Source organism: Micromonospora peucetia, assembly GCF_900091625.1.
In the GTDB taxonomy this organism is placed as follows: Bacteria; Actinomycetota; Actinomycetes; order Mycobacteriales; family Micromonosporaceae; genus Micromonospora; species Micromonospora peucetia.
Genome location: NZ_FMIC01000002.1, coordinates 1365180 through 1390091 on the forward strand (window position 1 = coordinate 1365180; position 24912 = coordinate 1390091).

The window sequence follows — 24912 nt, forward strand, 5'->3', positions numbered from 1 at the left end:
AGTCGTCCCCGGCGCCACCGCCGGGACGGCTGTGGCGGTGCCGTTCGGTTTGCTGGTCCAGCCGGTGGCCGTCTCCGCCCACGCGGTCGATCCGCGCCCGGGTGCGCCCCACCGGCGCGGGCGGCTACCCGCCCGGGTGCACCGGGAGGCTGGTGACCACCACCCCCGGCAGCCGGCGCAGCGCGGCGCGCAGCCGCTGCTCGGTGCGGCTGTGCAGCAGCCGGTGCCAGCGGCTGCGCACCACCACCTCCGGCACGACGACGGTCAGCACCAGATCGGCCCGGGAGGCGTGCAGCGCCTCCAGGTAGTGCGCGAGCGGCCCGATCACCGCCCGGTACGGGGAGACGATCGTCTCCAGCCGCAGGTGGTCACCCCACGCCCGCCACTGTTCCCGGAACCGGTCCGCCTCCGGCTCCTCGGGGGCGATGTGCACGGCCAGCGTCGGCTGCCCGAGCGAGGCCGCGTACGCCAGGGCCCGCAGCGAGGCCCGGTTCAGCCGGGCGACCGGCACCACCACCAGGTGACGTACCTGCTCGGGCAGTTCCTCCTCCTCCGGCGCTGCGGGCCCGGCGGCGGGCGGCGCAGCCGGCACCACCGACGGCCCGGGCGCCGGGCCACCCGACGGCGGGTGCAGCGCCAGAGACCGGTGCAGCCTCTCGTAGTGCCGGTGGATGGCCCCGAACAACAGGACCAGCAGCGGCACGGCGACGACCACCACCCAGGCGCCCTCGGTGAACTTGGTGACCGCGGCGACGACCAGCACCAGGCCGGAGAACGCACCGCCCACCGCGTTGATCGTCGCCCGACGGCGCCAGCCGGGGCCGCGCCGTCGTCGCCAGTGCAGCACCATCCCGGCCTGGGACAGGGTGAAGGCGAGGAACACCCCGACCGCGTAGAGCGGAATCAGCGCCTCGGTGTGCCCGCGGAAGGCCACCAGGATCACCGCCGCCGCGACGGTGAGCGCCACCAGCCCGTTGCTGAAAGCGAGCCGGTCGCCCATGTGCAGGAACCGGCGTGGCGCGTGCCCGTCCCGGGCCATGAAGAAGAGCAGCCGGGGGAAGTCGTTGTAGGCCGTGTTCGCGGCCAACAGCAGGATCAACGCGGTGGCGGCCTGGATCAGGCCGTACCAGGGGCCGCTGGGAAAGGTGACCCGGGCCAGCTGGGAGAGGATCGACTGCTCGGCGGTGGGCACCAGCCCGGACAGGTGGATCAGCCCGACCAGGCCGCCGAAGAACAGCACCAGCATCGCGACCATCCAGGTGAGCGTGGTGCGCGAGTTGCGCCACTCGGGAGACCGGAACGCGGGAACCGCGTTGGAGACCGCCTCGATGCCGGTCATCGACACCGCGCCCGAAGAGAACGCGCGGAGCACCAGCAGCAGCCCCAGCCCCTCCACGGCCGACACCGGCGGCGGGTCGACCGGGACGAAACCCCGCCCGGCCGCGCGGAACCAGCCGACCGCGAGCAACGCCAGCAGCGCGACCACGAAGGCGTACGTGGGCAGCACGAAGAGGTTGCCGGCGGTCCGTACGCCGCGCAGGTTGCCGGCGAGCAGCAGGCCGACCACGGCCAGCCCGAGCGGCACCGTCCAGCCGGCCAACTCCGGCACCGCCGAGGTGACCGCCCGGATGCCGGCGGAGACGGACACCGCCACGGTCAGCACGTAGTCCGTCATCAGTCCCGCCGCCGCGGCCAGGCCCGCCCCCGCGCCCAGGTTGTCGCCCGCCACGATGTACGACCCGGCCCCGTGCGGATAGGCGGCGACGGTCTGCCGGTAGGAGACGCCGACCGCGACCATGAGCAGCGCCAGCCCGGCGGCCAGCGGCAGGGACAGCCCGAGCGCCCCGCTGCCGGCGAGCAGCAGCACGGCGAGCATCGCCTCCGGCCCGTACGCCACCGAGCTGAGCAGGTCGGAGGAGAGCACCGGCAGGGCCACCAGCTTGCGCATCCGCTCGTAGAGCACGGCAGCGCTGCTCAGCGGCGGCCCGAACAGCACACGTCGCAGCCGGGTGGCCGCCCGGCCGAGCCGGCTGCCGGGCAGGTTGGCCGGCTCGGTGGCGACCAGTTCGTCCGGCTCCCCGACCCGGAACATCACGATCGGGGCGAGCCGGCCGAAACGCGTCGGAGCCGGCCGGTCGGGGTGGCGGCGCAGCGTCGGGTCCACCGGCAGCAGGTCCGCGCCGGGCGGTCGACCCCGGCGGGCGTCGCGCCACCGGTCACCGATCCGGCGTAACGCCCGCAGCTCGTCCGGGTCGAGCGGCGGGAACTCGGCCGACGGCGTGACGACCGTACCGCCCTCGCCCTCGCCGCCGTCCCGATCCGCCATCGGCCTTCCCGTCCCGGTGTTTCCCTCCTCCGCACTCTCACGGACGCGGCCGGCTCCGGCAGCGAAACGGCCGTTCCCGCGCCGACGAGTGGCGTCCGCCGCGTCGCCCGGCGGTGCGGTCGGTCCGCCGGACCGAAGCGGATCGAGCCGCCGGCCGGGGAGTCGGGCGGCTCAGTCGGGCAGCGGGCCGGCGTCGGCGGGGACGACGGTGGGCACCGGTGGGATGCGGCGGGCGGCACGGGCGCCGCCGAGCACCACCACCGCGACGCCGGCCAGGAGCAGCGCCAACCCGAGCAGGGCGGTCACCCCGGGCAGCTGCCCCAGCCAGGCCCAGCCGAGCAGGGCCGCGCCCGGCGCCTCCAGCAGCACCAGCACGCTGACCGTGGTCGCCGAGACCTTCCTCAGCGCGTAGTTGAACATCGAGTGCCCGAGCAGTTGGGCCCCGGCGACCAGGGCCAGCACGGCGGCCCAGCTGCCGGCGTCGAAACCGGTCAGTGGTACTCCGCCGACCAGGCAGACCAGCAGCAGGAGCAACGCGCAGACGCCGTAGCAGATGGTGGTGTAGGTGGTCGTGCTGATCGTCGTACGAGCCCGCTCGCCGAACGCGGTGTAGACCGCCGCGAACATTCCACCGGCCACCGCGAGCAGGTCGCCGGCGACGGCCCGGCCGGAGACGGCGAAGTCGGCCCCGGTCGCCACGCCCGCCCCCGCGACCGCCACCGCGATGCCGGCCCACACGACGCCCGGCAGCCGGCGGCCCTGGACGCGGGCGATCAGTCCCTGCCAGACCGGCTGGGTGGCGCACAGCGCGGTCGCTGCGGCGACCGAGGTGAGCCTGGTGCTGGGCATCCAGGTGGCGAAGTGCGCGGCGAGCGCCACGCCCGACAGCATGCAGTAGACGCCCTCACGCCGACCGGCGCCGACCGTCAGCGACCGGAACTCGGCGCGTCGCCGGGCCATCGAGAACGGGCCCAGCACGACGACCGAGAGCAGGTTGCGCCAGAACGCGACGGCCAGGGCCGGCGCCGCCGCGAACGCCACCAGCGGCGCGGACGACGAGACGGCGACGACGGCCAGGGCGAGCGCCCCGGTGGTGACCGGGTCGAGCGGCGGGCGGCGCGGTGCGGGGGACACAGGGTGAAATCCTCACACGTGACGGGGCATCACCTACCGTCAACGCTCCGTTACGATCATGCCGTCCGCGCCGGCGATTCCCCTACCGCCCGGAGGCGCTCCCCCATGCCCACGTACCAGGCGGTCCTGTTCGACTTCTTCGGCACGCTGACCCGTTCCGTCCAGCGGGGTGCGGCCCACCGGTCGACCGCCGAGTTGCTCGGATGCCCGCCGCGCGCGCTCGTCGAGGTGCTCGACCGCACCTACTACGAGCGGGCCTGCGGGCGGCTCGGCAACGCCGAGGCGACCCTGCGCTGGGTCTGCGAGCAGGCGGGCGTGCACCCCTCGGACGACGCGGTCCGCTCGGCGGTCGCCTCCCGCCACCGGGCCATCCGCGCCGACACCCGGCTGCGGGACGAGGCGGTGCCCACGCTGGCCGCGCTGCGCCGGCTCGGCCTACGGACCGGGGTGATCAGCGACTGCACACACGAGCTGCCGGCGTTCCTGCCGCAGTTGCCGATCGCCCCGCTGCTCGACGTGCGGGTCTTCTCCGTACAGGTGGGACGCTGCAAGCCGGACCCGGCGCTCTACCAGGCGGCCTGCCGGCGGCTCAGCCTGGCACCGGCCGACTGCCTCTATGTCGGCGACGGCGGCAGCCAGGAGCTGACCGGGGCGGAGCGGGCCGGGATGACAGCCGTACGGCTGGCCGCACCGGACCTGGCCGGCCACATGGTGTTCAACGCCGACGCCGCCTGGATCGGGCCTGCGCTGCACTCGCTCGACGAGGTGGTCGACCTGGTGCGGGCCACGACCGTGCCGCCGGGCCCCCCGCTGCCGGCCGCCTGCGGCTCCTGCTGACCTCGGCCCGCCCGCCTCAGCGGCGGCGGACCCGGTGCAGGCGGAACGGTTTGCGGGTCACTCGCACCGCCGGCGTCTCGCGGGGCACCTCGGCCAGCGAGTCGGCGGGCAGCCCGGCACCGGCGACCGGCTCGCCGGCCGGGGTCAGCCGGTTCACCGCACAGCCCTCGGCCGCCCAGCGCTCCACCAGTTCGGCGGTGGATCCGGACGCGTTCAGCCGCTTCGCGGCCACCAGCGGCGCGGCGGTCTCCCAGTGCTCGGTGCCCGGCGCCAGGCGGCTCACCCGGGCCGGCCAGGTGACGATCCGCCCGCCATGGTCACCGCGGAGCGTGACCTGCGCCTCGGTCGCGTCGGCCAGCCCCGGCGCGGACTGTTCCCCCGGGCCGCTGACCACGAAGAGCGCCCCCTCCAGAGGTGCGCACCACAACGCGAGCGCCGGCCCACCGGGCACGCTCACCCAGGCCACGGCGGCCTTCTTCATCGCCTCGTCGACCAGGGGCGTGCTGGTCCGCTCCACGTCGGTCACCCTCGTATTCTCCCGCACCGCGTGCCTCCCGTCAGCGCCACCCGCCACCGGAACGCCGAGATCTGCCACGGAGACGTCCAGGCCCTCGTCGTCAGCCGACGAACGGGGGAACGGCGATCTCGCCCCGGGCCACCGGCATCACCTGGCCGGCCACGGTGGCGCCCACCGCCTGACCGCCGGCTGCGGTCACCGTGCAGGCCAGCAGGGACGGACGGTTGATCTCGACGCCCTGGTGGACGGTGTACTCCGCGCGCCCGTCGGCGGGCAGCAGGCCGCTGGCGACCAGCCACACCCCGAGGCCCAGGGCGGCCGAGCCGGTGGCCGGGTCCTCCGGCACGCCGAGCCCGGGGACGAAGACCCGGGCATGTGCGGTTTGAGCGACGGCGTTCCAGGAGAAGACGCTGACGTGCTCCACTCCGTACCGTGCTGCCGCCGCCGCGTTCACCCGGGCGCGGGCCACCGCGTCCGGACGGACCGGAAGGTAGGGGAACTCCAGCCCGCAACCGGCCACCCGGGGGGCCGGGCCGACGTGGTCGTCCGCGGCGAGCCCGGCCATCTCCAGCAGCGGCTCCGGGTCCAGCTCGGGGCCGAGGGTGGCCACGCCGCCCGTCAGCGTCGCCCCGGTGGGGGTGACCTCGATGGGCAGCACGCCCGCCCCGCACTCCTGGGTGACCTGCCCCACACCGAACATGCCGCGACGGCTGGCGGTCACCGCCGCGCCGACGCTCGGGTGCCCGGCGAAGGGCAACTCCTCGGCCGGGGTGAAGATCCGGGCCCGATAGGTGGCACCGACCTGGGTGGGCGGGAGCACGAAAACCGTCTCGGAGAGGTTGAACTCCAGCGCGAGCGCCTGCATCTGCTCGGTGGCCAGCCCTTCGGCGCCGAACACCACCGCCAGCGGATTGCCGGCGAACGGGCGATCGGTGAAGACGTCCACGATCTCGTAGGACAAGGTCGACATGTTGCTAGACACTAGGCGCTTAGGCTGGTGCCCGTGAGCACGCCGACCCGGGTCTACCTCGCCCGGCTCGCCGGAGTCGCCGTCTTCGATCCCAACGGTGACCAGGTGGGCCGGGTCCGCGACGCGGTGGCCCGGCTGCGGCCGACGCAACGCCCGCCCGAGGTGGTCGGCCTGGTCGCCGAGATGCCGATGCGGCGGCGCATCTTCCTCTCGCTGAACCGGATCACCTCCATCGACTCCGACGCGGTCGTGCTCGGCAGCGGCACGCTCAACCTGCGGCGCTTCGAGAAGCGCCCGAACGAACTGCTCGTGCTCCAGGAACTGCTGGACCGGCGGGTGCAGGTCGAGCCCGTCGGGCAGCCAGGGTCCGTGGTCGACGTGGCGATGGAGTGCAGCCGGGGCGGCGAGTGGTCGCTGGCCCGGGTCGCCGTACGCGAGCAGACCGGCCGGCTGACCCGCCGGGGCCACCTGCACCAGGTCGAGTGGGAACGGGTACGCGGGCTCAGCGGCATCGCCGACAGCCGGGGCACGGCCAACCTGCTCGCGGTGCTGGAGGACATGCGCCCCGCCGACCTCGCCAACGCCCTCCAGGACCTCCCCGACGCCCGGCGCAACGAGGTCGCCGCAGCGCTGGACGACGAGCGCCTGGCGGATGTGCTGAGCGAGCTGCCGGAGCGCGACCAGGTGGAGATCCTGGCCGCGCTGGACCGGCAGCGGGCCGCCGAGGTGCTGGAGGAGATGGACCCGGACGACGCCGCCGACCTGCTCAGTGAGCTGCCGCCGCCCGAGCAGGACGTGCTGCTCGACCTGATGCAGCCGGACGAGGCCGATCCGGTGCGTCAGCTGCTCAAGTACACGCCGGGAACGGCTGGCAGCGTGATGACCTCCGAGCCGGTGATCCTGCCGCCGGACGCCACCGTCGCCGAAGCCCTGGCCCGGATCCGGGAACCGCAGCTCTCGCCCGCGATCGCCGCGCAGGTGTTCGTGTCCCGGGCGCCGATGACCACGCCGACCGGCCGCTACCTGGGCATGGTGCACTTCCAGCGGCTGCTCCGCGAGCCGCCGGCCGACCTGCTCGGCGGCGTGGTGGTCAACGACATCGACCCGCTGCGGCCGACCACCCCGCTGCCGGAGATCACCCGCCGGATGGCCACGTACGACCTGGTGTCCATGCCGGTGATCGACCGCAACAACCGGCTGGTCGGCGCGGTCACGGTCGACGACGTGCTGGACCACCTCCTGCCCCGGGACTGGCGGGACCGGGACGCAGCCGCGCGCCCGCCCACCGCCGCGCCGACGCTGGACGGCGCGGATGGCTGAGCAGCGACGGGCGCAGCGGCTCGACCAGCCGCGCGAGCCCCGGGGCGTCAAGCTGCCCCGGTTCGACCCGGAGGCCTTCGGCCGGTGGTCCGAGGGGATCGCCCGGGGGATGGGCACCGCGAACTTCATCGTCTACATGACGATCGTGATCGCGCTGTGGTTCGGCTGGAACACCCTGGCCCCGGCGGACCTGCGCTTCGACCCGTACACCTTCACGTTCCTGACCCTGGTGCTGTCCCTCCAGGCCAGCTACGCGGCCCCGCTGATCCTGCTGGCGCAGAACCGGCAGGCCGACCGGGACCGGGTCACCCAGGAGGAGGACCGCCGGCGGGCGACCATGCAGAAGGCCGACACCGAGTACCTGGCCCGGGAGATCGCCGCGCTGCGCAACGCGATGGGCGAGGTGGCGACCCGGGACTTCCTCCGCTCCGAGCTGGCCCGGCTGGCCGAGGAGCTGGACGAGGCGGGCCGGCGCCGCCAGCGCCTGGAGCGGCGGCAGCAGGGGAAGGTCGCGCAGCACGGGGAAGGGCTGGAGGAACCCCGCGACGACCTGGACGGCGACTGGGCCCACGACGGCCGGCCGGGGGGCCGGGAGCCGGAGAGCTGAGCGGCCGGAAGGGCTGAGCTGAGCGCCGTCCGCCCCACGGAGCCGGGCGAGCGGCGTTCGCCTGGAACCTCCCACTTCGCCCCGCATTTCGGCCACCCAGCCGTCGCCATCGAATCGCTCACACCGGCCCCCGCTGGCGGCGGCGGGGCATCGGCCCCGACGTAGCATTGCGGGCATGTCAGCACCCGTCAGCACCGTCTCCGACGCGATCCAGGCCGCGCTGGCCACCGTCAACGACCCGGAGATCCGCCGGCCCATCACCGAGCTGGGCATGGTCCGCTCCGCCGAGATCGGCGACGACGGAGTCGTACGGGTCGAACTGCTGCTCACCGTCGCCGGCTGCCCGCTGAAGGACAAGCTGCGCTCGGACATCACGGCCGCCGTCGGCACGGTGCCCGGGGTCACCGGCGTGGAGATCGAGTTCGGCGTGATGAGCCCTGAGCAGCGCCAGGAGCTCCAGTCGAAGCTACGTGGCGGCGGCGCCTCCCAGGAGCCGGTCATCCCGTTCGCCCAGCCGGGCTCCCGCACCCGCGTGTACGCGGTCGCCAGCGGCAAGGGCGGCGTCGGCAAGTCCAGCGTGACGGTCAACCTGGCCGCCGCCCTGGCCGCCCGCGGGCTCTCCGTCGGCGTGGTCGACGCGGACATCTACGGCCACTCGGTGCCCCGGATGCTCGGCGCGGACGGCCGCCCGACCCGCGTCGAGGACATGATCATGCCGCCGCAGTCGCACGGCGTGAAGGTCATCTCGATCGGCATGTTCACCGCCGGCAACGCCGCCGTGGTGTGGCGCGGTCCGATGCTGCACCGGGCGTTGCAGCAGTTCCTCGCCGACGTCTACTGGGGTGAGCTGGACGTGCTCCTGCTCGACCTGCCCCCGGGCACCGGCGACGTGGCCATCTCCCTGGCCCAACTGCTGCCCAACTCCGAGATCCTGATCGTCACGACCCCGCAGGCCGCCGCCGCCGAGGTGGCGGAGCGGGCCGGCGCGATCGCGTTGCAGACCCACCAGCGCGTGGTCGGCGTCATCGAGAACATGTCCTGGCTGGAGCTGCCGGACGGCTCCCGGATGGAGGTCTTCGGCGCGGGCGGCGGCCAGACGGTCGCCGAGTCGCTGACACAGACCATCGGCGCGCAGGTGCCGCTGCTCGGGCAGATCCCGCTCGACACCCGGGTCCGCGAGGCCGGCGACGACGGCACCCCGATCGTGCTGGCCGCGCCGGAGTCGCCGGCCGCGAGGGCACTGGGCCAGATCGCCGACCGGCTCGCTTTGCGGCGGGAGTCGCTGCTCGGCAAGCCGCTGGGCCTCAAGCCCGCCGGCCGCTGACCGTACGCCGGTCGCCGGCGGCCGGCGGCCGGCGGCCGGCGCTGTCGCCACCGGCTCGAAGCGACGAAGCTCAATCGCAGGAGGGCGTCGGGGGCAGCCGGTCTCGCGCACAAGCTCTGCCCGACCATGATCGTCTGATGGAAAACCGGCCGGATCCATCCCCACGCTCCGGCTGCCCATCAACTGATCATGGTAGTGATCGAGCCGCAGTCGGGCGGGGGCAGGGCGCAGCCGGGCGGGCGGGTCAGGGCGCAGCCGGGCGGGCGCAGCCGAGCGGGCGCAGCCGGGCGGGCGCAGCCGAGCGGGCGCAGCCGGGCGGGCGCAGCCGAGCGGGCGCAGCCGGGCGGGCGCAGCCGAGCGGGCGCAGCCGAGCGGGCGCAGCCGAGCGGGCGCAGCCGAGCGGGCGCAGCCGAGCGGGCGCAGCCGAGCGGGCGCAGCCGCGCAGCCGAGCGGGCGCAGCCGCGCAGCCGAGCGGGCGCAGCCGCGCAGCCGAGCGGGCGCAGCCGCGCAGCCGGCGGGGGTTAGGGCGCGGCGGGGGTTAGGGCGCGGCGGGGGTTAGGGCGCGGCGGGCGGGGTCAGGTCGCGTCGTCGTAGCTGGCCCGGGGGGCGGGGGCCGGGGCGCTGCCGGTGGCGGTGGCCGGGCGGCTGCCGCCCGCCCGCAGGTCGGCGGCGGAGGCGACGTCCTTCAGCTCGTTGTGCACGCCGGTGACGTCCGCCCGCAGGTTGTCGTAGACGCCCTGCAACGGCTTCCGGATCGCCTGCTCGTCCTCCTCGCTGAGCAGGTGCTTGCGGATGAACGCCTTCGGGTGCAGGTCCTCCAGCTGGATGTCGGTGCCCAGCTCGCGACTGAGGTCGGTGGTGGCGTTGTTGGCCATCGTGCGCAGGTTGCGCACCATGCGCAGGCCGTCGCTGATCACCGCGGGCAGCCGGTCACCGAAGATCAGCAGCGCCACGAGCAGCAGCGCACCGATCTCCCACCAGTTCAGGTTCTCGAACACTGCACGGGCCTCCTTCGGCGTCAGCAGCAAGACTACGCACGTCGGACGCCACCGGGGAGGGGGTGACCGGCCCCTACTTGGCGTCTGCGGCCAGAGTCACGGAGGCGTTCTGCCGGTCCGCGCCCCGGCGATACTCCACGGTCACCACCGCGCCGGGGGCGAACTTGCGGACCAGGGCGATCAGGTCGGTCGGTTCGGTCATCGGCCGCCCGTTGAGCTTCAGGATCACGTCACCGGCCTTCAGTCCCGCGCCGGCCGCCGGCCCGGACGGCTCCACGGCCGCCAGTCGTACGCCGGCTCCTCCGGTGCCCGCGGCGGACCCGCCGACCTGGGCGCCGATCACCGTGCGGCGGGCCTTGCCGGTGCCGATGATGTCCTGGGTGATCCGCTTGGCCTGGTTGATCGGGATGGCGAAGGCGAGGCCGATGTTGCCCGCCTCCTGCCCCTCCGCCACCAGCGACTTGATGGTCGAGTTGACCCCGATCACCCGGCCCGCCCCGTCGACCAGCGGGCCGCCCGAGTTGCCGTGGTTGACCGCCGCGTCGGTCTGGATCGCCGCGTAGTAGCGCGTGGGGCCACCCGGCTCGCCGGCCCGCATCGTCCGGTCCAGTGCGCTGACGATGCCGGCTGTGACCGTGTTGGCGAGCGACAGCGGCGAGCCCATGGCGAGCACCGGGTCGCCCACGGCCAGCGCGTCGGAGTCGCCGAACTCGACCGGCCGCAGGCCCGTCCGAGAGACCTTGATCACGGCGATGTCGGATTCCGGGTCCTGCCCGATGACGGTCGCCGGGGCCGAACTGCCGTCGTTGAAGATCACCGACGCCTTGCCGGTCGCCCCGGCCAGCACGTGGTCGTTGGTGATCACGTGCCCGTCGGCGCTGGCGATGAAGCCGGAGCCCTCGCTCGTGCCGCCGAGGCTCGCCACCCGGACGGTCACCACGCTGGGCAGCACCCGCTCGGCGACCCCGGCGAGCGACTCGGGCCGGCGCTGGGCCAGACCGGGTGCCTGCGGATCCGCGCCGAGCACCGTGCCGGCGGCGCCGCCGCGCACCGCGAAGGCGTACCCGAGCGCGCCGCCCAGGCTGCCCGCGAGCAACGCGGTGATCAACGGGATGAGCAGCAGTTGCCGCAGCGTGGGCCGGCCCGGGGCGTCCGGGTCGCTGACCGGCTCCGGCTCGTTTCCGGGGCTCGGCGCGGCCGGCAGCAGCACGGCGGCCGGCGCGCTCGGGTCGCGCCACGGGTCGGCCAGCGCGTCCGACCACCAGGGCGAAGTCGTGCCGCCCCCGGCGCCCGAAGGCGTCGGCGGCGACCCCACCGGCGGATACCCGGGCCCCGGCGGTCGCGCCGGTGCCGGAGCTCCCCCGGGCTGGCGCCAGTCCCAGCCGTCGGTCACGTCGGTGCCCTCCCAGTCCATCCCCGGATCCCGCGCTCCACCGACCCGGCGACAGGGTCGCCCGGTCGCGCTCGCCGGAACACCGCTTCCAGGATTACACGGATGCCACGGCTGGAGTCACCTGTTGCCGGCCGTGATCGTCGGGTGGCGGACGCGCGGCTGCGCCCGTACGACGTCGCCTCTAGGCTCACAGTGCCCACCCGCCCCCGCACCACGCACGCCGCCCGGAGGTGTCCCATCGCCACGGTCGCCGGTTCCGGCACTTCGACGGCCCAGACCCTGCACTTCGCCGAGTCGTACGTGACCGAGGATCTCGTCCTACGCACCGCCCGCAGTCTGGCCCACGAGGTCGGCCTCGAGGCGGTGACCCCCGGCGCCGGCGCGGCCCTGCGGCTGCTCGCCGCCGCCGGCAGCGCCCGGGCGGTGGTGGAGATCGGCACCGGCACCGGAGTCAGCGGCGTCTGGCTGCTGCGCGGCATGCGCGCCGACGGCGTACTCACCACCATCGACGTCGAGGTCGAGCACCAACGGATCGCCCGGCGGATCTTCACCGAGGCGGGCGTCGCCGCAGGTCGGACCCGGATCATCACCGGTCGGGCGCTGGACGTGCTCCCCCGGCTCACCGACGGCGCGTACGACCTGGTCTTCGTGGACGCGGAGGCGACCGGGTTCGCCGCCTGCGTGGACGCCGCGCTGCGGCTGCTGCGGCCGGGCGGCGTGGTCGCGCTCAACGGCACGCTGGCCGGCGGCCGGATCGGCGACCCCGCCGCCCGGGACGTCGAGACGGTGACCGTCCGCGAGGCGCTGAAGACGATCCGGGAGTCGGAACACTGGATCCCGGCGCTGCTGCCGGTCGGCCACGGGCTGCTCGCCGCCGTCAAGTGCTGACCTACCGCCGCTGACCGGGCGCCCGCCGGGTGCGGGCGCCGCCCGGCGGTCAACCCAGCGAGCCCAGCCAGCGCAGCAGCGAGCGTACGCCCCAGCCGGTCGCGCCCCGGGTCAGCTCGGCGTCGTCGCCGTCGGCCCAGGACGGCGCGGACATGTCCACGTGCAGCCACCGGTCGCGCAGCCCGCCGGTGAACTCCCGCAGGTAGAGCGCGGCCATCACGGAACCGGCGCCCCGGTCCGGGGAGCTGTGCAGGTCGGCCAGCTCGCTGCCGAGGTGCTCGGCGTAGTCGGCGGGCAGCGGCATCCGCCAGGCGGCCTCGCCGGCGGCGGAGATCGCGGCCAGCACGTCCGCGGCGAGCCCCTCGTTGTCGCTGTAGAGGGCACCCATGCGCTTGCCCAGTGCGACCGCGTTCGCCCCGGTGAGCGTGGCGAGGTCGACCAGCAGGTCGGGCTTGAGCTCGGCGACGGCGTACCCGAGCGCGTCGGCCAGGACGAGCCGCCCCTCGGCGTCGGAGTTGGTGGTCTCGCTGGTCGTGCCGCCGTAGTGGCGGATGATGTCGCCGGGGCGGAACGCCGAGCCGCTGAGCATGTTCTCGGCCAGCGGAGCGAGCGTGGTGACCCGGACCGGCAGGCGCAGGGCCGCCGCGCCGAGGGTCGCCGCGACCACCGCCGCCGCGCCGGCCATGTCCTTGCGCATCAGCTTCATCGACGCCACCGGCTTGATCGAGATACCGCCGGTGTCGAACGTGATCCCCTTGCCGACCAGCACCACGTGGATGCGCGCGTCGGCCGGCCGCCAGTCCAGCTCGACCAGGCGCGGGCCGCTGGCCGAGCCGCCTCCGACGGCGAGGATGCCGCCGAATCCCTCGGCCGCCAGCTCGTCCGGGCCGCGTACCCGCAGGTGCAGGTCCGGCACGTCGGCGGCGAGGGTGGCGACCTGGTCGGCGAACCACTCCGGGTTCTTGGTCGACGAGGGGGTGTTGGTGAGATCTCGGGCGAACCGGGTCATCCGGGCCGTCGTCCGGGCCAACTCCACCACTGCGGTGTACGCGTCCGGGTCGGCCACCACCACGTCGACCCCGGCCAGGGCGGGAGTGCTGCCGGCGTCGGTCAGCCGGAACCGGTACGAGGCCAGCAGCAACCCCTCGACCAGTCCGCGTACGGCCGCCGGGGTGACCTCCGCCGGCATGGCCAACGTGATGTGTGTCTCATCCTTCCCGGCCCGGGCCAGGGCCGCGCCGGCCGTCCGCCAGCCCGCCTCGTCGCCCTCGCCGACGCCGAGCAGCAGCAGCCGGCCGGGATCGCGTCCGGGCCGCAGCTGTGCCTGGACCTCACCGGGGCGTCCGGTCAGCCGGGCCGCCGGCACCAGGGCGGCAGCCTCCTCGACCACGCCGTCGGGCAGCGTCGCCGCGGTCGGGGCCGGTCGGGCCGGGTCGTCGTCGCCCGGACCGGGCCAAACGGGCAGAACGAGGGTGTCGAGCCGGTCCGGCTCGGCGAGCAGACGGATGGCGAGCACGCGGAGCCGTACCTCCAGGAAGCGCGCGGAGGGTGGCTCCGCGGGGAATGAAGACCCTGAGCCACCGGCGGTGCCGGTGGCTCAGGGGTTGACGAAAGGCCCACGCGGGCGCGCGGGCCACTTCTCGGTCAGCCGGCGGCTGCCTTCAGTGCGTCACCGAGCGCGTTGGCCTCGTCGGGAGTCATCTCGACGACGAGCCGGCCACCGCCCTCCAGCGGGACGCGCATGACGATGCCCCGGCCCTCCTTGGTGACTTCCAGCGGACCGTCGCCCGTCCGCGGCTTCATCGCCGCCATGTTGTCTCCCCTCAGACCTACACCAGGGTCGGTGGGTTGCCCCACAGCCACTTCGTCTTGACCACCCGCAACCTACGCGGGGGTGTCGACCAACGATTTTCCCTGATGAACACCGCCGGACCCAAACCGAAGCAGCATTGATGTAACAGCATCTAGCTTATCCTGAGAAGGCCTGTCACAATGTGCGGTCATGCAGGCACGGTCGGCACTCTTCGACCTGTACGGCGACCACCTCCGGGCGAGGGGCGGCCGGGCACCCGTTGCCGCCCTGGTCAGGCTGCTGGCGCCGCTCGGGATCGCCCCGCCCGCGGTGCGCACGGCGGTCTCCCGAATGGTCCGCCAGGGGTGGCTCGACCCGTGCCGGCTCGCCTCCGGGCCGGGATATTCGATCACACCGAAAGCCGCCCGCCGGCTGGACGAGGCGGCGGCCCGGATCTACCGGACCGGCCGGATCACCTGGGACGGACGGTTCGACCTGCTGTCGCTGGAAGTCCCCCTGTCCCGGCGGGACCGGCAGCGGCTCGCCGCCAACCTGACCTTCCTCGGCTACGGCGCCCTGGACGAGAGCACCTGGGTGGCCACCCGACCGGGTGAGGACGTGGACGTGCTGCTCGACGAGGCGGGCGTGCGCTACGAGCGGTTCACCTCCGCGCACACCGCCGGCACCCCCGGCGCGATGGGCGTGGTCCGCCGGGCCTGGGACCTGACGGAGATCGGTCAGGCGTACGAGCAGTTCGTCGCCGAGCAGCGACCGCTGCTGGCCGGGGTCACCGTGCGCAGCCCCGACGAGGAGGCGTACGCGGCCCGGTTCCGGCTAGTGCACGCGTGGCGTACCTTCCTGTTCCGGGACCCGCAGCTGCCCCCGGCACTGCTGCCCGAACGCTGGCCCGGCACCGCCGCCGCCAGTTTCTTCGACCGGCACGCGGCCCGGCTGCGGCCGGCCGCCGACAGGTACGTCGAGCAGTGCCTCGACGTTGGCAACCGCATCGCCCGACAGAAGGGTCGTGAGAAGTGACCGAGCCTCTGCTCGTCGACCGCACCGACGCCGTCGTCACCCTGACGCTGAACCGCCCCACGGCGATGAACGCGCTCGACGTGGCACTCAAGGAGGCGCTGCGGGACACGCTGGCCGAGCTGGAGACCGACCGGTCCTGCCGCGCGGTGGTGCTCGCGGGCGCGGGCCGGTCGTTCAGCGCCGGCCAGGACCTGCGGGAGCACGTGCAGACCCTGGAGTCCACCGACGGCAACCCGTTGGACACCGTCCGGGCGCACTACAACCCGATCGCCGCCCGGCTGGCCAACCTGCCCAAGCCGGTCGTCGCGGCGGTGCGGGGGATGGCCGCCGGGGCGGGCGCCTCGCTGGCCTTTCTGGCCGACATCCGCATCGGCGGACCGTCGACCAGCTTCCTGATGGCGTTCGCCAAGGTCGGGCTCGCCGCCGACACCGGCGCCTCCTGGACGCTGCCCCGGCTGGTCGGCCACGCCAAGGCGATCGAGCTGCTGATGCTGGCCGAGCCGGTGCGCGCGACGGACGCCTGCCAGCTCGGGCTGCTCAACCGCCTGGTGGAGGACGACGAGCAGGTGCTGCCGACCGCCCAGGAGCTGGCCGCCCGGCTGGCCGCCGGCCCGACCGTCGCGTACGGGGCGATCAAGCGGCAGCTCTCCATCGCCGACGCGGGCACGCTGGCCGACGCCCTGGCCGCCGAGGCCCAGGCGCAGTCGATCTGCGGGAGCACCGCCGACCACCGCGCCGGCACCCTGGCCTTCGTCAACAAGCAGAAGGCGGTCTTCGAGGGTCGCTGACGCCTACCGGGCCGGCCCACCGCAGGCCTCGGGCAGGCGGCGGGCCGAGCCTGCGGCGGGGCACCGACCCGATCGGGTCAGTCGTCCTCCTCCGGATCCTGGTTGGCCTCCGCGCCGAGCACGAACGCCTGCATGGCCAACTCGTCGCCGAAGGGCGACACGAAGGCGGGCAGCTCGCGGGGCCCCAACTCCTGCACGTAGGCCCAGAACAGGCGGACCGCCTCGGCGGGCGACCCGGCCTCGATCGGCAGGTCGAGGCTGACCAGCCAGGGACGCCGTTGCGGCGGCGGACCGAGCCGGTCGGACAGTTCCCGGAAGGCCGTCGGGGCCAGCGCGGTCACCGGCCCGTCGAGCGCCAGCGCGTCGGCCGGCACCGGCTCGTCGAAGGCCCGCCGGGTGTACGCCACCACCAGCGGCGTCTCGGCCCGCTCGGACTGCGGGTCGTCCGGGTCCTCCGGCTCCTGGCCGCTGGCCGCGGCGACCCGGCCCAGCGCCACCAGCCGTGGCGGCGCGTCGACCAGCACGGCCACCCGGTCGCCGGGGCGGGGCCGGGGGGCGTCGGTCAGGCCGGTCAACTCGAGCGTGTCGTGGTGGACCAGCCGCTCGGCCTCGTAGCGCCCGGTGGGCAGCAGCACCGCCCAGGAGTCCGTGCCGTCGGCGGGGCGCGCTCCGTCCACCCGGTGCGCGGTGTCGGTCGTCATGGCTTCCATCCCATCACGCCGCCCGCGCCGCCACGACGTGGCAGCCCGCAAGGTGGTCGTCGACCATCCCGGTGGCCTGCATCAACGCGTAGGCCGTGGTGGGGCCGACGAAGCGGAAGCCCCGCTTCTTGAGTGCCTTGGCCAACGCGGTGGACTCGGCGGTCAGCGCCGGCACCTCCGCGAACGACGTGGGCCGGGCCGGCCGGGGTGGCGGGGCGAAGGACCAGAGCAGCGCGGAGAGCCCTTCCGGCAGCTCCAGCGCCGCCCGGGCGTTGAGGATCGCCGCCTCGATCTTGGCCCGGTTGCGGACGATGCCGGCGTCGGCGAGCAGCCGGGCGATGTCGGCATCGCCGTAGCCGGCCACGGTCCCGATCCGGAACTCGTCGAAGGCCAGCCGGAACGCGGGACGTTTGCGCAGGATGGTCAGCCAGGACAGCCCCGACTGGAACGCCTCCAGCGTGAGCCGCTCGTAGAGCGCGTCGTCGCCGTGCAGGGGCCGGCCCCACTCGGTGTCGTGGTAGGCGACGTAGTCAGGGGTGCTGGTACCCCAGCCGCATCGTGGCAGCCCGTCGGCGCCGATCACCAGGTCATTCACGCGTCCACGCTAGGGCACCGCCCCGACAGGCCGGTGGCCTCCGCCCCGGGTCAGGGGAGCCGGCCCTGCTCCACCAGCCGACCGAACTTCTTCAGCGCCTGGGTCAGGCCGAACTTCGACCCGGGCCAGAGCACCGGCCAGGCCACCCGCCCGGCAGGGCCGCCCGGCAGGTGGAACCACTCGTGCCACACCACCTGGGTGCGGTTCCGCTCCAGCGGTGTGCAGCGGAGCACGCCAGGGCCGCGCAGCAGCTTCCCGCAGTGCACGACGCCCACCTCGTACGGCGCGTCCACCCGGACCACCCGCATCTCGTCGCGCAGCACGGCGGGGCCGAGCGTGGTGACCGCCTCGACCAGGCTGCCCTCACCGCCGTCGCCCTCGACCACTCGGACGGTGGTGAAGGGGATCCAGTCCGACTGCCGCTCCCAGGCCGTCAGCGCCGCGAAGACCCGCTCCGCCGGCGCGTCGACGATCACCGTGGCGGTTACCTCGCCCGCGCCGGGGTGCGCCACGTCGCGCAGGTCCTCGCCGCTTCCCGGCCCGGTCACTTCGACTCCGACTGGACCACCGGATCGGGACGTGCCCCGTCGCCCGCCGGCCGCGTCGTGCCGTCGTCGCCCGCCCCGGCCCGGTCCGTGCCCTGGTCACCATCGGTCCGGTCCGTGGCGACGTCGCCCGCCCCGGCCCGGTCCCTGCCCTCGTCACCATCGGCCCGGTCCGTGCCGTCGTCGCCGTCCCTCCGGGCGACGGCCCCGTCGTCGGGGCACGCGGTGGCTCCGACGCCGGCAGGGGTCGCGTCTTTCGCCCCGGAGCCGACGGTCGGGCCCGCGAACGCGGGAACCGGCTCGACGACCACGTCGGCGTCCCCGGGCGCGCCCGGCCGGTCGGCACCGACCGGCACCGTCCCCCGGGCCTCCGGCGACGGCTCGGCGGCGCCCGCCCGGGCCGCCTGCTCCCGGGACCGGCGCAGGGCGTCGGCGTCCGCCGCCCGCCCCTCGCGCAGCGCGGCGACCTCCGCCTCCAGCACGCCGATCAGCTCGGACTTGTAGCCGATGTCGTAGGCCGCCCGGCGCATCGCGTGGTCGACCTGGGCCATCCGATAGCCCCGCAGCGCGGTGTCGAACCGGACCTCACCCACGTCGGACTCGCGGAGCGGACGGGCCGCCGGCAACGGCACGGCCCGCCCGTCCGGCTCGGCCGGCGTCAGGCCGGGATCCCGGCCGGAGACCAGCACAGTCACCCCGAACACGACCGCCGCGACGGTCAACGCCACCACAAGCAGGAGCAGAACCTGATCCATGCACAGATCGTGGCACGTCGAACCGGCTGGAGCGACCCCACCACCCGCCCGCGTCCGGATCCGCCCCGACTGACCTCCGTCCGGCGCACCGGCCCACGCCGCCGATGTGGCGGGGAAAACTCGTCCCGCGCCCGGCACGCGCGACGGCTTGGGCTGGGAGAGCAGCGCCCGGGGCGCCCGACCGCCGGCATCGGACCGGCGGGGCCCGACCGGGGTGGACCGGCTAGCGTCGTGATCGGCCGACGGCGGGCACGGGTCGGCGGCGCGGACCTTCAGGAGGCGGCATGGCCGGGGCGCTTCGGCTCGGTGGGCGCACGTTCGGCCCGGACGAGCTGGTGGTGATGGCGATCGTCAACCGTACGCCGGACTCGTTCTTCGACCAGGGTGCGACCTTCGCCCAGGACAGCGCGCTGCGCGCGGTGGAGCGGGCGGTCGAGGAGGGTGCCGAGATCATCGACATCGGTGGGGTGAAGGCCGGCCCGGGCGCGGTGGTCGACGTGGCCGAGGAGATCCGGCGCACGACGGCGACCATCGCCGCCGTCCGGACCGCCTTCCCCGATGTGGTGATCTCGATCGACACCTGGCGGGCCGAGGTGGCGGTGGAGGCGGTGGCGGCCGGCGCCGACCTGCTCAACGACACCTGGTCCGGCGCCGACCCGGCGCTGGCCCGGGTCGCGGCGCAGACCGGCGCCGGCCTGGTCTGCTCGCACGCCGGTGGCCTCGCGCCGCGGACCAGGCCGCACCGCGCGGCTTTCGCCGACGTGGTCGCCGACGTGGTCACGACGGTGACCGGGCTCGCCGAACACGCGGTCGCGCTGGGCGTACGCGCCGACGGGATCCTGATCGACCCGGCGCACGACTTCGGCAAGAACACCCGCCACTCGTTGGAGATCACCCGCCGGCTCGGCGAGCTTTCCGACACCGGCTGGCCGTTGCTGGTCGCCCTGTCGAACAAGGACTTCATCGGCGAGACGCTGGACCTGCCGGTGGCCGAGCGGCTGGAGGGGACGCTGGCGGCCACCGCGGTCTCAGCCTGGCTGGGCGCCCGGGTGTTCCGCGCGCACCAGGTCCGTCCCACCCGTCGGGTGCTCGACATGGTCGCCTCGATCCGGGGCGACCGCCCGCCGACGCTGACCCGGCGCGGCCTCGCCTGACCGCCGCGCCGGGAGCGGGCGGCACGGCGGCCGTCGCCGCCCGGGGCGGTCAGGTCCAGCGCAGGATGTTCTTCCGCCAGGCGTAGAGGATGCCGAGCGCCAGCACCGCGACGAAGACCGCCATCTCCACGACCGTGACCATCCCGAACCCGGGCCGGTCGAAGACCACCGCCCAGGGGAAGAGGAACACCGACTCCACGGCGAACAGCACGTAGAGGTAGGCGTACACGTAGTAGCGGATCTGCATCTGCGCCCAGTCGGCGCCGACCGGGTCGAGGCCGCACTCGTAGGTGGCGCGCTTGCTGAAGGGCTCGGCCGGACGGGCGGGACGTAACACCCGGTTGGCCGAGAACGCCGTCACGAAGAAGAGGACGCTGGCGAGCAGGAGCAGCCCGAGCGTCGCGTACGAGCCCAGGTAACCGGTCACGGTCGCTGAGCCTACCGCCCCCCGTCGCCGCCCGGGTCGGGTCGAACCCGTTACGGATTTGTTTCCCGGTGGGACTAGTGCCTCCAGACAACGGTTGTCGAGTATTGGAGCTCATTCATCGGCGCCGGAGGACAGATGGTTCGCGTGGACGTACGGCCCGGCCGGCGGGCGCGTGACCGACGCGCCGCGCCACTACTGGCGATCTGCCTCGCGATCGGGCTGACAGTCATCATGGTGCCGGGATGGGCGACCGCCACCCCGACCCCCCGGGTCGCCGCCCCCGCGACCGAACAACCGGGCGCCGAGCCGGGCGGGGACACCCCGACGACGGATCCCACGGACACCGGGCCGGTCCCCACCGAGGCGCCGCCGACCACGGCGCCTCCGCCGGAGACCACGCCACCAGTCGCGACGACCGAGCCGGCGCCGACGACGACGGCCCCGGAGCAGCCGGCGTCCACCACGGCCGCGCCGACCACCGGCGCACCGCCCCCGGCACCGTCGGCACCGCCCTCCGCGCCCGCACCGACCCCACCGGCGCCCCCGGTCGGGGTGAGCGTCACCACCGACGACATCACCCTGGACGCCGCGTACTGGAACGCACCGAGCACAGCGACCACGCTGCGGGTGACCGTCACGAACACCGGCGCCACGCCCGCCCGGATCCGGCTGGCCTACACGCTCCCGGCCGGGCTGACCGATGCCGGCACTGGCGGCTGCGCCCTGCTCGGCGGCGGGGAGCACCGCTGCGGCGAGTGGGCGGGCGCACCCGGTGCCCGGTTCAGCGCCCTGCTCCGGATCCGCGTCAGCGGCGACGCCTGGCAGCGGATGCCGCTCAGCGGCTCCGTACGGGTCACCGCGACCGCCCCCGGCGGAGCCGGCCCGGCGCACGACAACGAGGGGTTCGCGGTGCTCTTCCCGCCCGGCCCGCCGGTGCCGGGGATCAGGCTGGACGCCGACGGGGTCTCCTTCGACATCAGCGGCGTGGCGGGCGGGCTCGACGTGCGCCTGGGCAACACCGGCCGGGTGGATGCCGACGGCCGGATCGAGGTTGTCCTGCCGGCCGGGGTGACCGTGCCGACACCCCCGTCCGGTTGCACCACGGTCGACGCCGCCCGTACGCGTTGCGAGCTGGGCACCCTCACCGCGGGCCGGACGGCGGAACTGCGGCTGCCGGTGTCCGCGACGCCCGAGGCCCAGCGGCAGGCCCCGCTGGCCGGCGCGGTGCTCGGCTGGCTCGACCCGCGCAGCGGCCCGACCAGGCAGGTGCGGATGAGCTTCCGGATCACCGCAGCCGCCGCGCTGGCGACCCCGGTGGCCTCGCCACCCGCGCCGACCGGCTCGCAGGGCGTGCTGGCCGCCGGCGCCCCGGCCGTCAGCGATGGCGGCGGGGGCGGCTCGGTACGGCGGACGGCCCTCCTCCTGATCGCGGTCTCCACGCTGCTGGTGGTGTTCGCCCTCGCGCTCGCGACCACCACACTGCGGCGGCGGCTGACCGCCCCGGCGGCCGGACCGTCGACGGCATCGACGGAGTGAGCCGAGACGGCCCCGGGACGCCGATCGGACCGGGCTGGCGTCCCGCCGACCGGGGCGACCGGTGATCTCGATTACGGCGAGCGGATGGAAACACCTCAAATCGGGGTGGAATCTCGCTGGATCGCATCCCACAGGGCGGCCTCCGAGAAGGTTGGGGCGGCGATTCGACGTAGGCTCTCAGGTGAGGTAACTACAGCGGACCGGGCCCGTTCGGCGGGTCTGGTACAGCGGTGCGTCAAGGAGGTCACGTGGCCGGGCAAGGCGAGGTCACCATCAAGTTCAGCCGCCCGCGCGACCGCGCCCAGCGAAGCGAGGTGCAGGCGTGACCAAGCAGATCCGTCAACTGGACCGGGTGGTCATCCGGTTCGCCGGTGACTCCGGCGACGGCATGCAGCTCACCGGCGACCGGTTCACCTCGGAGACCGCGCAACTCGGCAACGACATCTCCACGTTGCCGAACTTCCCGGCGGAGATCCGGGCTCCCGCCGGCACCCTGCCGGGCGTGTCGAGCTTCCAGGTGCACTTCGCCGACTACGACATCCTGACCCCCGGCGACTCGCCGAACGTGCTGGTGGCGATGAACCCGGCGGCGCTCAAGGCGAACCTCGCCGACCTGCCGCGCGGTGCGGACATCATCGTCAACACCGACGAATTCACCAGGCGCAACCTGGCCAAGGTCGGCTACCAGTCGAACCCGCTCGATGACGACTCCCTCGCCGGCTACGTGTTGCACCCGGTGGCGCTGACGTCGATGACGGTCGGCGCGCTCGCCGCGCTCGACGTCTCCAAGAAGGACGCCGAGCGGGCCAAGAACATGTTCGCCCTCGGCCTGCTCTCCTGGATGTACAGCCGGCCGTACGAGTCGACGCTGCGCTTCCTGGAGCGCAAGTTCGCCGCCCGCCCCGAGCTGGTCGCGGCGAACGTCGCGGCGTTCCGGGCCGGCTGGAACTTCGGCGAGACCACCGAGGACTTCGCGGTCCGCTACGAGGTCAAGCCGGCGAAGATGCGGCCGGGCACCTACCGCAACATCACCGGCAACGCGGCCCTCTCGCTCGGTCTGGTGGCCGCCGGCGTCCGTTCCGGGCTGCCGGTCTTCCTGGGTGCATACCCGATCACCCCGGCCTCGGACATCCTGCACGAGCTGAGCAAGCACAAGCGCCTCGGTGTGCTCACCATGCAGGCCGAGGACGAGATCGCCGCGGTCGGCGCGGCGCTGGGCGCGTCGTACGGCGGGGCGCTCGGCGTCACCACCACCAGCGGCCCGGGCGTGGCGCTCAAGAGCGAGACGATCTCCCTCGCGGTGGCACTGGAACTGCCCCTGGTGATCGTCGACGTGCAGCGGGCCGGCCCCTCCACGGGCATGCCCACCAAGACCGAGCAGGCCGACCTCAACATGGCGCTGCACGGCCGCCACGGCGAGGCTCCGATCGCGGTGATCGCGCCGAAGTCTCCGTCGGACTGCTTCCACGCGGCCATCGAGGCGGCCCGGATCGCGCTGACCTACCGCACCCCGGTCATCCTGCTCTCCGACAACTACGTCGCCAACGGCTCCGAGCCGTGGCTGCTGCCCGACGTCGAGTCGCTGCCCGACCTGCGGGTCGAGTTCGCCACGAAGCCCAACGGCGACGACGGCACCACGTTCCTGCCCTACCTGCGCGACCCGGAGACGCTGGCCCGGCCGTGGGCCATCCCGGGCACCGCCGGGCTGGAGCACCGCATCGGCGGGCTGGAGAAGGCCGACAAGACCGGCGACATCTCGTACGACCCGGCGAACCACGACTTCATGGTGCGTACCCGGGCGGCCCGCATCGAGACGATCCCGGTGCCCGACGTCGAGGTCGAGGACCCGGACGGCGACGCCCGGGTGCTGGTGCTCGGCTGGGGATCCACGTACGGGCCGATCGGCGCCGCGTGCCGGGGCCTGCGCCAGCGTGGCCACGCCGTCGCGCAGGCGCACCTGCGGCACCTCGCCCCGATGCCGGCCAACCTCGGCGAGGTGCTGCGCTCCTACGACCGCGTGGTCATTCCCGAGATGAACCTCGGCCAGCTCGCCCACGTGATCCGGGCGAAGTACCTGGTCGACGCGATCAGCTACAACCAGGTCCGCGGCCTGCCGTTCACCGCCGCCGAGCTGGAGACGACGCTGGAAGAGGTCCTGAAGAATGTCTGAGCCCGTCGCCCTCAAGCTCACCACCAAGGACTTCAAGTCCGACCAGGAGGTGCGCTGGTGCCCCGGCTGCGGCGACTACGCGATCCTCGCCGCGATCCAGCAGTTCATGCCGGAGCTGAACATCCCGCGCGAGCGGATCGTCTTCGTCTCCGGCATCGGCTGCTCCTCCCGCTTCCCGTACTACATGAACACCTACGGGATGCACTCGATCCACGGCCGTGCCCCGGCGATCGCCACCGGCCTGTCGGTCTCCCGGCCGGACCTGTCGGTCTGGGTGGTCACCGGTGACGGTGACGCGCTCTCCATCGGCGGCAACCACCTGATCCACGCGCTGCGCCGCAACGTCAACCTGAAGATCCTGCTGTTCAACAACCGGATCTACGGCCTGACCAAGGGGCAGTATTCTCCGACCTCCGAGGTCGGGAAAGTCACGAAGTCGACGCCGGCCGGCTCGGCCGACGCGCCGTTCAACCCGCTGTCGCTCGCCCTCGGGGCCGAGGCCACCTTCGTGGGCCGCACCATCGACTCGGACCGCAAGCACCTCCAGTCGGTGCTGCGAGCCGCCGCGGAGCACCAGGGCTCGGCGTTCGTGGAGATCTACCAGAACTGCAACATCTTCAACGACGGCGCGTTCGACCAGTTGAAGGAGCCGACCACCCGCGACGACTTCCTGATCCGGCTGGAGCACGGGCAGCCGATCACCTTCGGCAGGGACGGGCAGTTCTGCGTCGTGCACCCGCCCGGCGGGTTCGGCCTGGAGGTCCGGGAGACCGCCGCTGTCGACGCCGGGGAGATCGTCGTGCACGACGCGACGGTCACCGACCCGGCGTACGCCTTCGCGCTCTCCCGGCTGCCCGGCCTGGACCTGCGGAACACCCCGATCGGCGTGTTCCGCTCGGTGGACCGGCCGTCCTACGACAGCGTGGTGCAGGCGCAGCTCGCCGAGGCGAAGGCGACGGTCACCGAGACGCCGGAGCAGCAGCTCGCCGGTCTCCTCGCCAGCGGGGACACCTGGACGATCAGCTGATCCGAGCCGCCTCCGCCGGCAGAACAGGGACCGGGGCCCGCAACCGATCGGTTGCGGGCCCCGGCACGTTCCA

General features: G+C 74.1%; 23 protein-coding genes and 1 pseudogene. 11 read left to right on the top strand and 13 right to left on the bottom strand.

From position 1 onward, the window contains the following. Positions 1–124 precede the first annotated feature (124 nt). Together GA0070608_RS06410 and GA0070608_RS06415 are read right to left on the bottom strand one after the other, a co-directional pair. Positions 125–2326, bottom strand: a complete 2202-nt coding sequence (locus GA0070608_RS06410; RefSeq protein ID WP_091623294.1) for an APC family permease — start codon at positions 2324–2326, stop codon at positions 125–127. Positions 2327–2497: 171 nt separating this feature from the next. Then, positions 2498–3460, bottom strand: a complete 963-nt coding sequence (locus GA0070608_RS06415) for a DMT family transporter (protein WP_091623296.1) — start codon at positions 3458–3460, stop codon at positions 2498–2500. Positions 3461–3565: 105 nt separating this feature from the next. Between GA0070608_RS06415 and GA0070608_RS06420 the strand changes: the two genes are divergently transcribed. Further along, a complete protein-coding gene (locus GA0070608_RS06420; RefSeq protein ID WP_091623299.1) occupies positions 3566–4297 on the top strand; it encodes an HAD family hydrolase in 732 nt (243 codons plus the stop codon). Between the two features lie 16 nt (positions 4298–4313). On the opposite strand, the gene GA0070608_RS06425 is transcribed toward GA0070608_RS06420, so the two are convergent. Together GA0070608_RS06425 and GA0070608_RS06430 are read right to left on the bottom strand one after the other, a co-directional pair. Further along, entirely contained in the window at positions 4314–4778 is a 465-nt protein-coding gene (locus tag GA0070608_RS06425) for a hypothetical protein (protein WP_411970813.1), read from the bottom strand. A 136-nt stretch (positions 4779–4914) separates the two neighbouring features. Further along, complete coding sequence (locus GA0070608_RS06430) at positions 4915–5784, bottom strand: PhzF family phenazine biosynthesis protein (RefSeq protein WP_091623307.1); 870 nt, start codon at positions 5782–5784, stop codon at positions 4915–4917. Between the two features lie 33 nt (positions 5785–5817). Between GA0070608_RS06430 and GA0070608_RS06435 the strand changes: the two genes are divergently transcribed. The 3 genes from GA0070608_RS06435 to GA0070608_RS06445 all read left to right on the top strand — a co-directional run bounded on the left by GA0070608_RS06435 (position 5818) and on the right by GA0070608_RS06445 (position 9035). Beyond that, on the top strand, positions 5818–7104 hold the full coding sequence (locus GA0070608_RS06435) for a magnesium transporter MgtE N-terminal domain-containing protein (RefSeq protein ID WP_091623311.1): 1287 nt from the start codon (positions 5818–5820) through the stop codon (positions 7102–7104). After that, positions 7097–7711 carry a DUF1003 domain-containing protein gene (locus tag GA0070608_RS06440; RefSeq protein ID WP_091623316.1) on the top strand — a complete coding sequence of 205 codons (615 nt, stop codon included), beginning with the start codon at positions 7097–7099 and terminating at the stop codon, positions 7709–7711. The genes GA0070608_RS06435 and GA0070608_RS06440 overlap by 8 nt, the downstream gene beginning before the upstream one ends. A 175-nt stretch (positions 7712–7886) precedes the next feature. Continuing rightward, positions 7887–9035, top strand: a complete 1149-nt coding sequence (locus GA0070608_RS06445; protein WP_091623319.1) for an Mrp/NBP35 family ATP-binding protein — start codon at positions 7887–7889, stop codon at positions 9033–9035. Positions 9036–9610: 575 nt separating this feature from the next. Here the strand turns inward: GA0070608_RS06445 and GA0070608_RS06450 are convergent. After that, entirely contained in the window at positions 9611–10033 is a 423-nt protein-coding gene (locus GA0070608_RS06450; protein WP_091623322.1) for a twin-arginine translocase TatA/TatE family subunit, read from the bottom strand. Positions 10034–10106: 73 nt separating this feature from the next. Next, complete coding sequence (locus GA0070608_RS06455) at positions 10107–11447, bottom strand: S1C family serine protease (protein ID WP_091623327.1); 1341 nt, start codon at positions 11445–11447, stop codon at positions 10107–10109. A gap of 279 nt (positions 11448–11726) precedes the next feature. Here GA0070608_RS06455 and GA0070608_RS06460 point away from each other — a divergent pair, with 279 nt between their 5' ends. After that, on the top strand, positions 11727–12314 hold the full coding sequence (locus GA0070608_RS06460) for an O-methyltransferase (RefSeq protein ID WP_091634446.1): 588 nt from the start codon (positions 11727–11729) through the stop codon (positions 12312–12314). 49 nt (positions 12315–12363) lie between these two features. On the opposite strand, the gene GA0070608_RS06465 is transcribed toward GA0070608_RS06460, so the two are convergent. Together GA0070608_RS06465 and GA0070608_RS06470 are read right to left on the bottom strand one after the other, a co-directional pair. Then, positions 12364–13830, bottom strand: a complete 1467-nt coding sequence (locus GA0070608_RS06465) for a leucyl aminopeptidase family protein (protein ID WP_091623331.1) — start codon at positions 13828–13830, stop codon at positions 12364–12366. Positions 13831–13958: 128 nt separating this feature from the next. After that, positions 13959–14126, bottom strand: a complete 168-nt coding sequence (locus GA0070608_RS06470) for a DUF3117 domain-containing protein (RefSeq protein ID WP_007455245.1) — start codon at positions 14124–14126, stop codon at positions 13959–13961. 190 nt (positions 14127–14316) lie between these two features. On the opposite strand from GA0070608_RS06470, the gene GA0070608_RS06475 reads away from it, so the two are divergent. Beyond that, positions 14317–15141, top strand: a complete 825-nt coding sequence (locus tag GA0070608_RS06475; protein WP_091623336.1) for a PaaX family transcriptional regulator — start codon at positions 14317–14319, stop codon at positions 15139–15141. After that, positions 15138–15929 carry an enoyl-CoA hydratase-related protein gene (locus GA0070608_RS06480; protein WP_091623341.1) on the top strand — a complete coding sequence of 264 codons (792 nt, stop codon included), beginning with the start codon at positions 15138–15140 and terminating at the stop codon, positions 15927–15929. The genes GA0070608_RS06475 and GA0070608_RS06480 overlap by 4 nt, the downstream gene beginning before the upstream one ends. A 77-nt stretch (positions 15930–16006) precedes the next feature. On the opposite strand, the gene GA0070608_RS06485 is transcribed toward GA0070608_RS06480, so the two are convergent. The 4 genes and pseudogenes from GA0070608_RS06485 to GA0070608_RS34130 all read right to left on the bottom strand — a co-directional run. Then, positions 16007–16630 (bottom strand): hypothetical protein, encoded by a 624-nt coding sequence (locus GA0070608_RS06485; RefSeq protein WP_091623344.1) that lies wholly within the window; start codon positions 16628–16630, stop codon positions 16007–16009. Between the two features lie 13 nt (positions 16631–16643). Continuing rightward, entirely contained in the window at positions 16644–17225 is a 582-nt protein-coding gene (locus tag GA0070608_RS06490; RefSeq protein WP_091623347.1) for a DNA-3-methyladenine glycosylase I, read from the bottom strand. Between the two features lie 50 nt (positions 17226–17275). Continuing rightward, positions 17276–17773: an SRPBCC family protein gene (locus tag GA0070608_RS06495; RefSeq protein ID WP_091623351.1), complete on the bottom strand. Its 498-nt coding sequence runs from the start codon at positions 17771–17773 to the stop codon at positions 17276–17278. Positions 17774–18168: 395 nt separating this feature from the next. Then, positions 18169–18525 (bottom strand): annotated as a pseudogene (locus GA0070608_RS34130) (DivIVA domain-containing protein); the annotation flags it as partial. A gap of 284 nt (positions 18526–18809) precedes the next feature. Between GA0070608_RS34130 and folP the strand changes: the two are divergent. Then, positions 18810–19679: a dihydropteroate synthase gene (folP, locus tag GA0070608_RS06505; RefSeq protein ID WP_091623359.1), complete on the top strand. Its 870-nt coding sequence runs from the start codon at positions 18810–18812 to the stop codon at positions 19677–19679. A 49-nt stretch (positions 19680–19728) separates the two neighbouring features. On the opposite strand, the gene ndhC is transcribed toward folP, so the two are convergent. After that, positions 19729–20106 carry an NADH-quinone oxidoreductase subunit A gene (gene ndhC / locus GA0070608_RS06510; RefSeq protein WP_091623363.1) on the bottom strand — a complete coding sequence of 126 codons (378 nt, stop codon included), beginning with the start codon at positions 20104–20106 and terminating at the stop codon, positions 19729–19731. Positions 20107–20241: 135 nt separating this feature from the next. Here ndhC and GA0070608_RS06515 point away from each other — a divergent pair, with 135 nt between their 5' ends. The 3 genes from GA0070608_RS06515 (at position 20242) to GA0070608_RS06525 (ending at position 24839) form a co-directional block, all read left to right on the top strand. Further along, complete coding sequence (locus GA0070608_RS06515; protein ID WP_091623367.1) at positions 20242–21642, top strand: hypothetical protein; 1401 nt, start codon at positions 20242–20244, stop codon at positions 21640–21642. Positions 21643–21964: 322 nt separating this feature from the next. Beyond that, positions 21965–23812 (top strand): 2-oxoacid:acceptor oxidoreductase subunit alpha, encoded by a 1848-nt coding sequence (locus tag GA0070608_RS06520; protein WP_091623370.1) that lies wholly within the window; start codon positions 21965–21967, stop codon positions 23810–23812. Next, positions 23805–24839, top strand: coding sequence for a 2-oxoacid:ferredoxin oxidoreductase subunit beta (locus tag GA0070608_RS06525; RefSeq protein WP_091623373.1), 1035 nt, complete (start codon positions 23805–23807; stop codon positions 24837–24839). The genes GA0070608_RS06520 and GA0070608_RS06525 overlap by 8 nt, the downstream gene beginning before the upstream one ends. The last annotated feature ends 73 nt before the right edge of the window (positions 24840–24912 follow it).

Excerpts from the sequence above, each read along its gene's own strand:
- GA0070608_RS06525 (WP_091623373.1), top strand. The coding sequence starts at position 23,805 with ATGTCTGAGCCCGTCGCCCTCAAGCTCACCACCAAGGACTTCAAGTCC.
- GA0070608_RS06430 (WP_091623307.1), bottom strand. The coding sequence starts at position 5,784 with ATGTCGACCTTGTCCTACGAGATCGTGGACGTCTTCACCGATCGCCCG.
- GA0070608_RS06515 (WP_091623367.1), top strand. The coding sequence starts at position 20,242 with ATGGTTCGCGTGGACGTACGGCCCGGCCGGCGGGCGCGTGACCGACGC.
- GA0070608_RS06455 (WP_091623327.1), bottom strand. The coding sequence starts at position 11,447 with ATGGACTGGGAGGGCACCGACGTGACCGACGGCTGGGACTGGCGCCAG.
- GA0070608_RS06470 (WP_007455245.1), bottom strand. The coding sequence starts at position 14,126 with ATGGCGGCGATGAAGCCGCGGACGGGCGACGGTCCGCTGGAAGTCACC.
- GA0070608_RS06475 (WP_091623336.1), top strand. The coding sequence starts at position 14,317 with ATGCAGGCACGGTCGGCACTCTTCGACCTGTACGGCGACCACCTCCGG.
- GA0070608_RS06445 (WP_091623319.1), top strand. The coding sequence starts at position 7,887 with ATGTCAGCACCCGTCAGCACCGTCTCCGACGCGATCCAGGCCGCGCTG.
- GA0070608_RS06425 (WP_411970813.1), bottom strand. The coding sequence starts at position 4,778 with ATGAAGAAGGCCGCCGTGGCCTGGGTGAGCGTGCCCGGTGGGCCGGCG.
- GA0070608_RS06420 (WP_091623299.1), top strand. The coding sequence starts at position 3,566 with ATGCCCACGTACCAGGCGGTCCTGTTCGACTTCTTCGGCACGCTGACC.
- GA0070608_RS06410 (WP_091623294.1), bottom strand. The coding sequence starts at position 2,326 with ATGGCGGATCGGGACGGCGGCGAGGGCGAGGGCGGTACGGTCGTCACG.
- folP (WP_091623359.1), top strand. The coding sequence starts at position 18,810 with ATGGCCGGGGCGCTTCGGCTCGGTGGGCGCACGTTCGGCCCGGACGAG.
- GA0070608_RS06485 (WP_091623344.1), bottom strand. The coding sequence starts at position 16,630 with ATGACGACCGACACCGCGCACCGGGTGGACGGAGCGCGCCCCGCCGAC.
- GA0070608_RS06440 (WP_091623316.1), top strand. The coding sequence starts at position 7,097 with ATGGCTGAGCAGCGACGGGCGCAGCGGCTCGACCAGCCGCGCGAGCCC.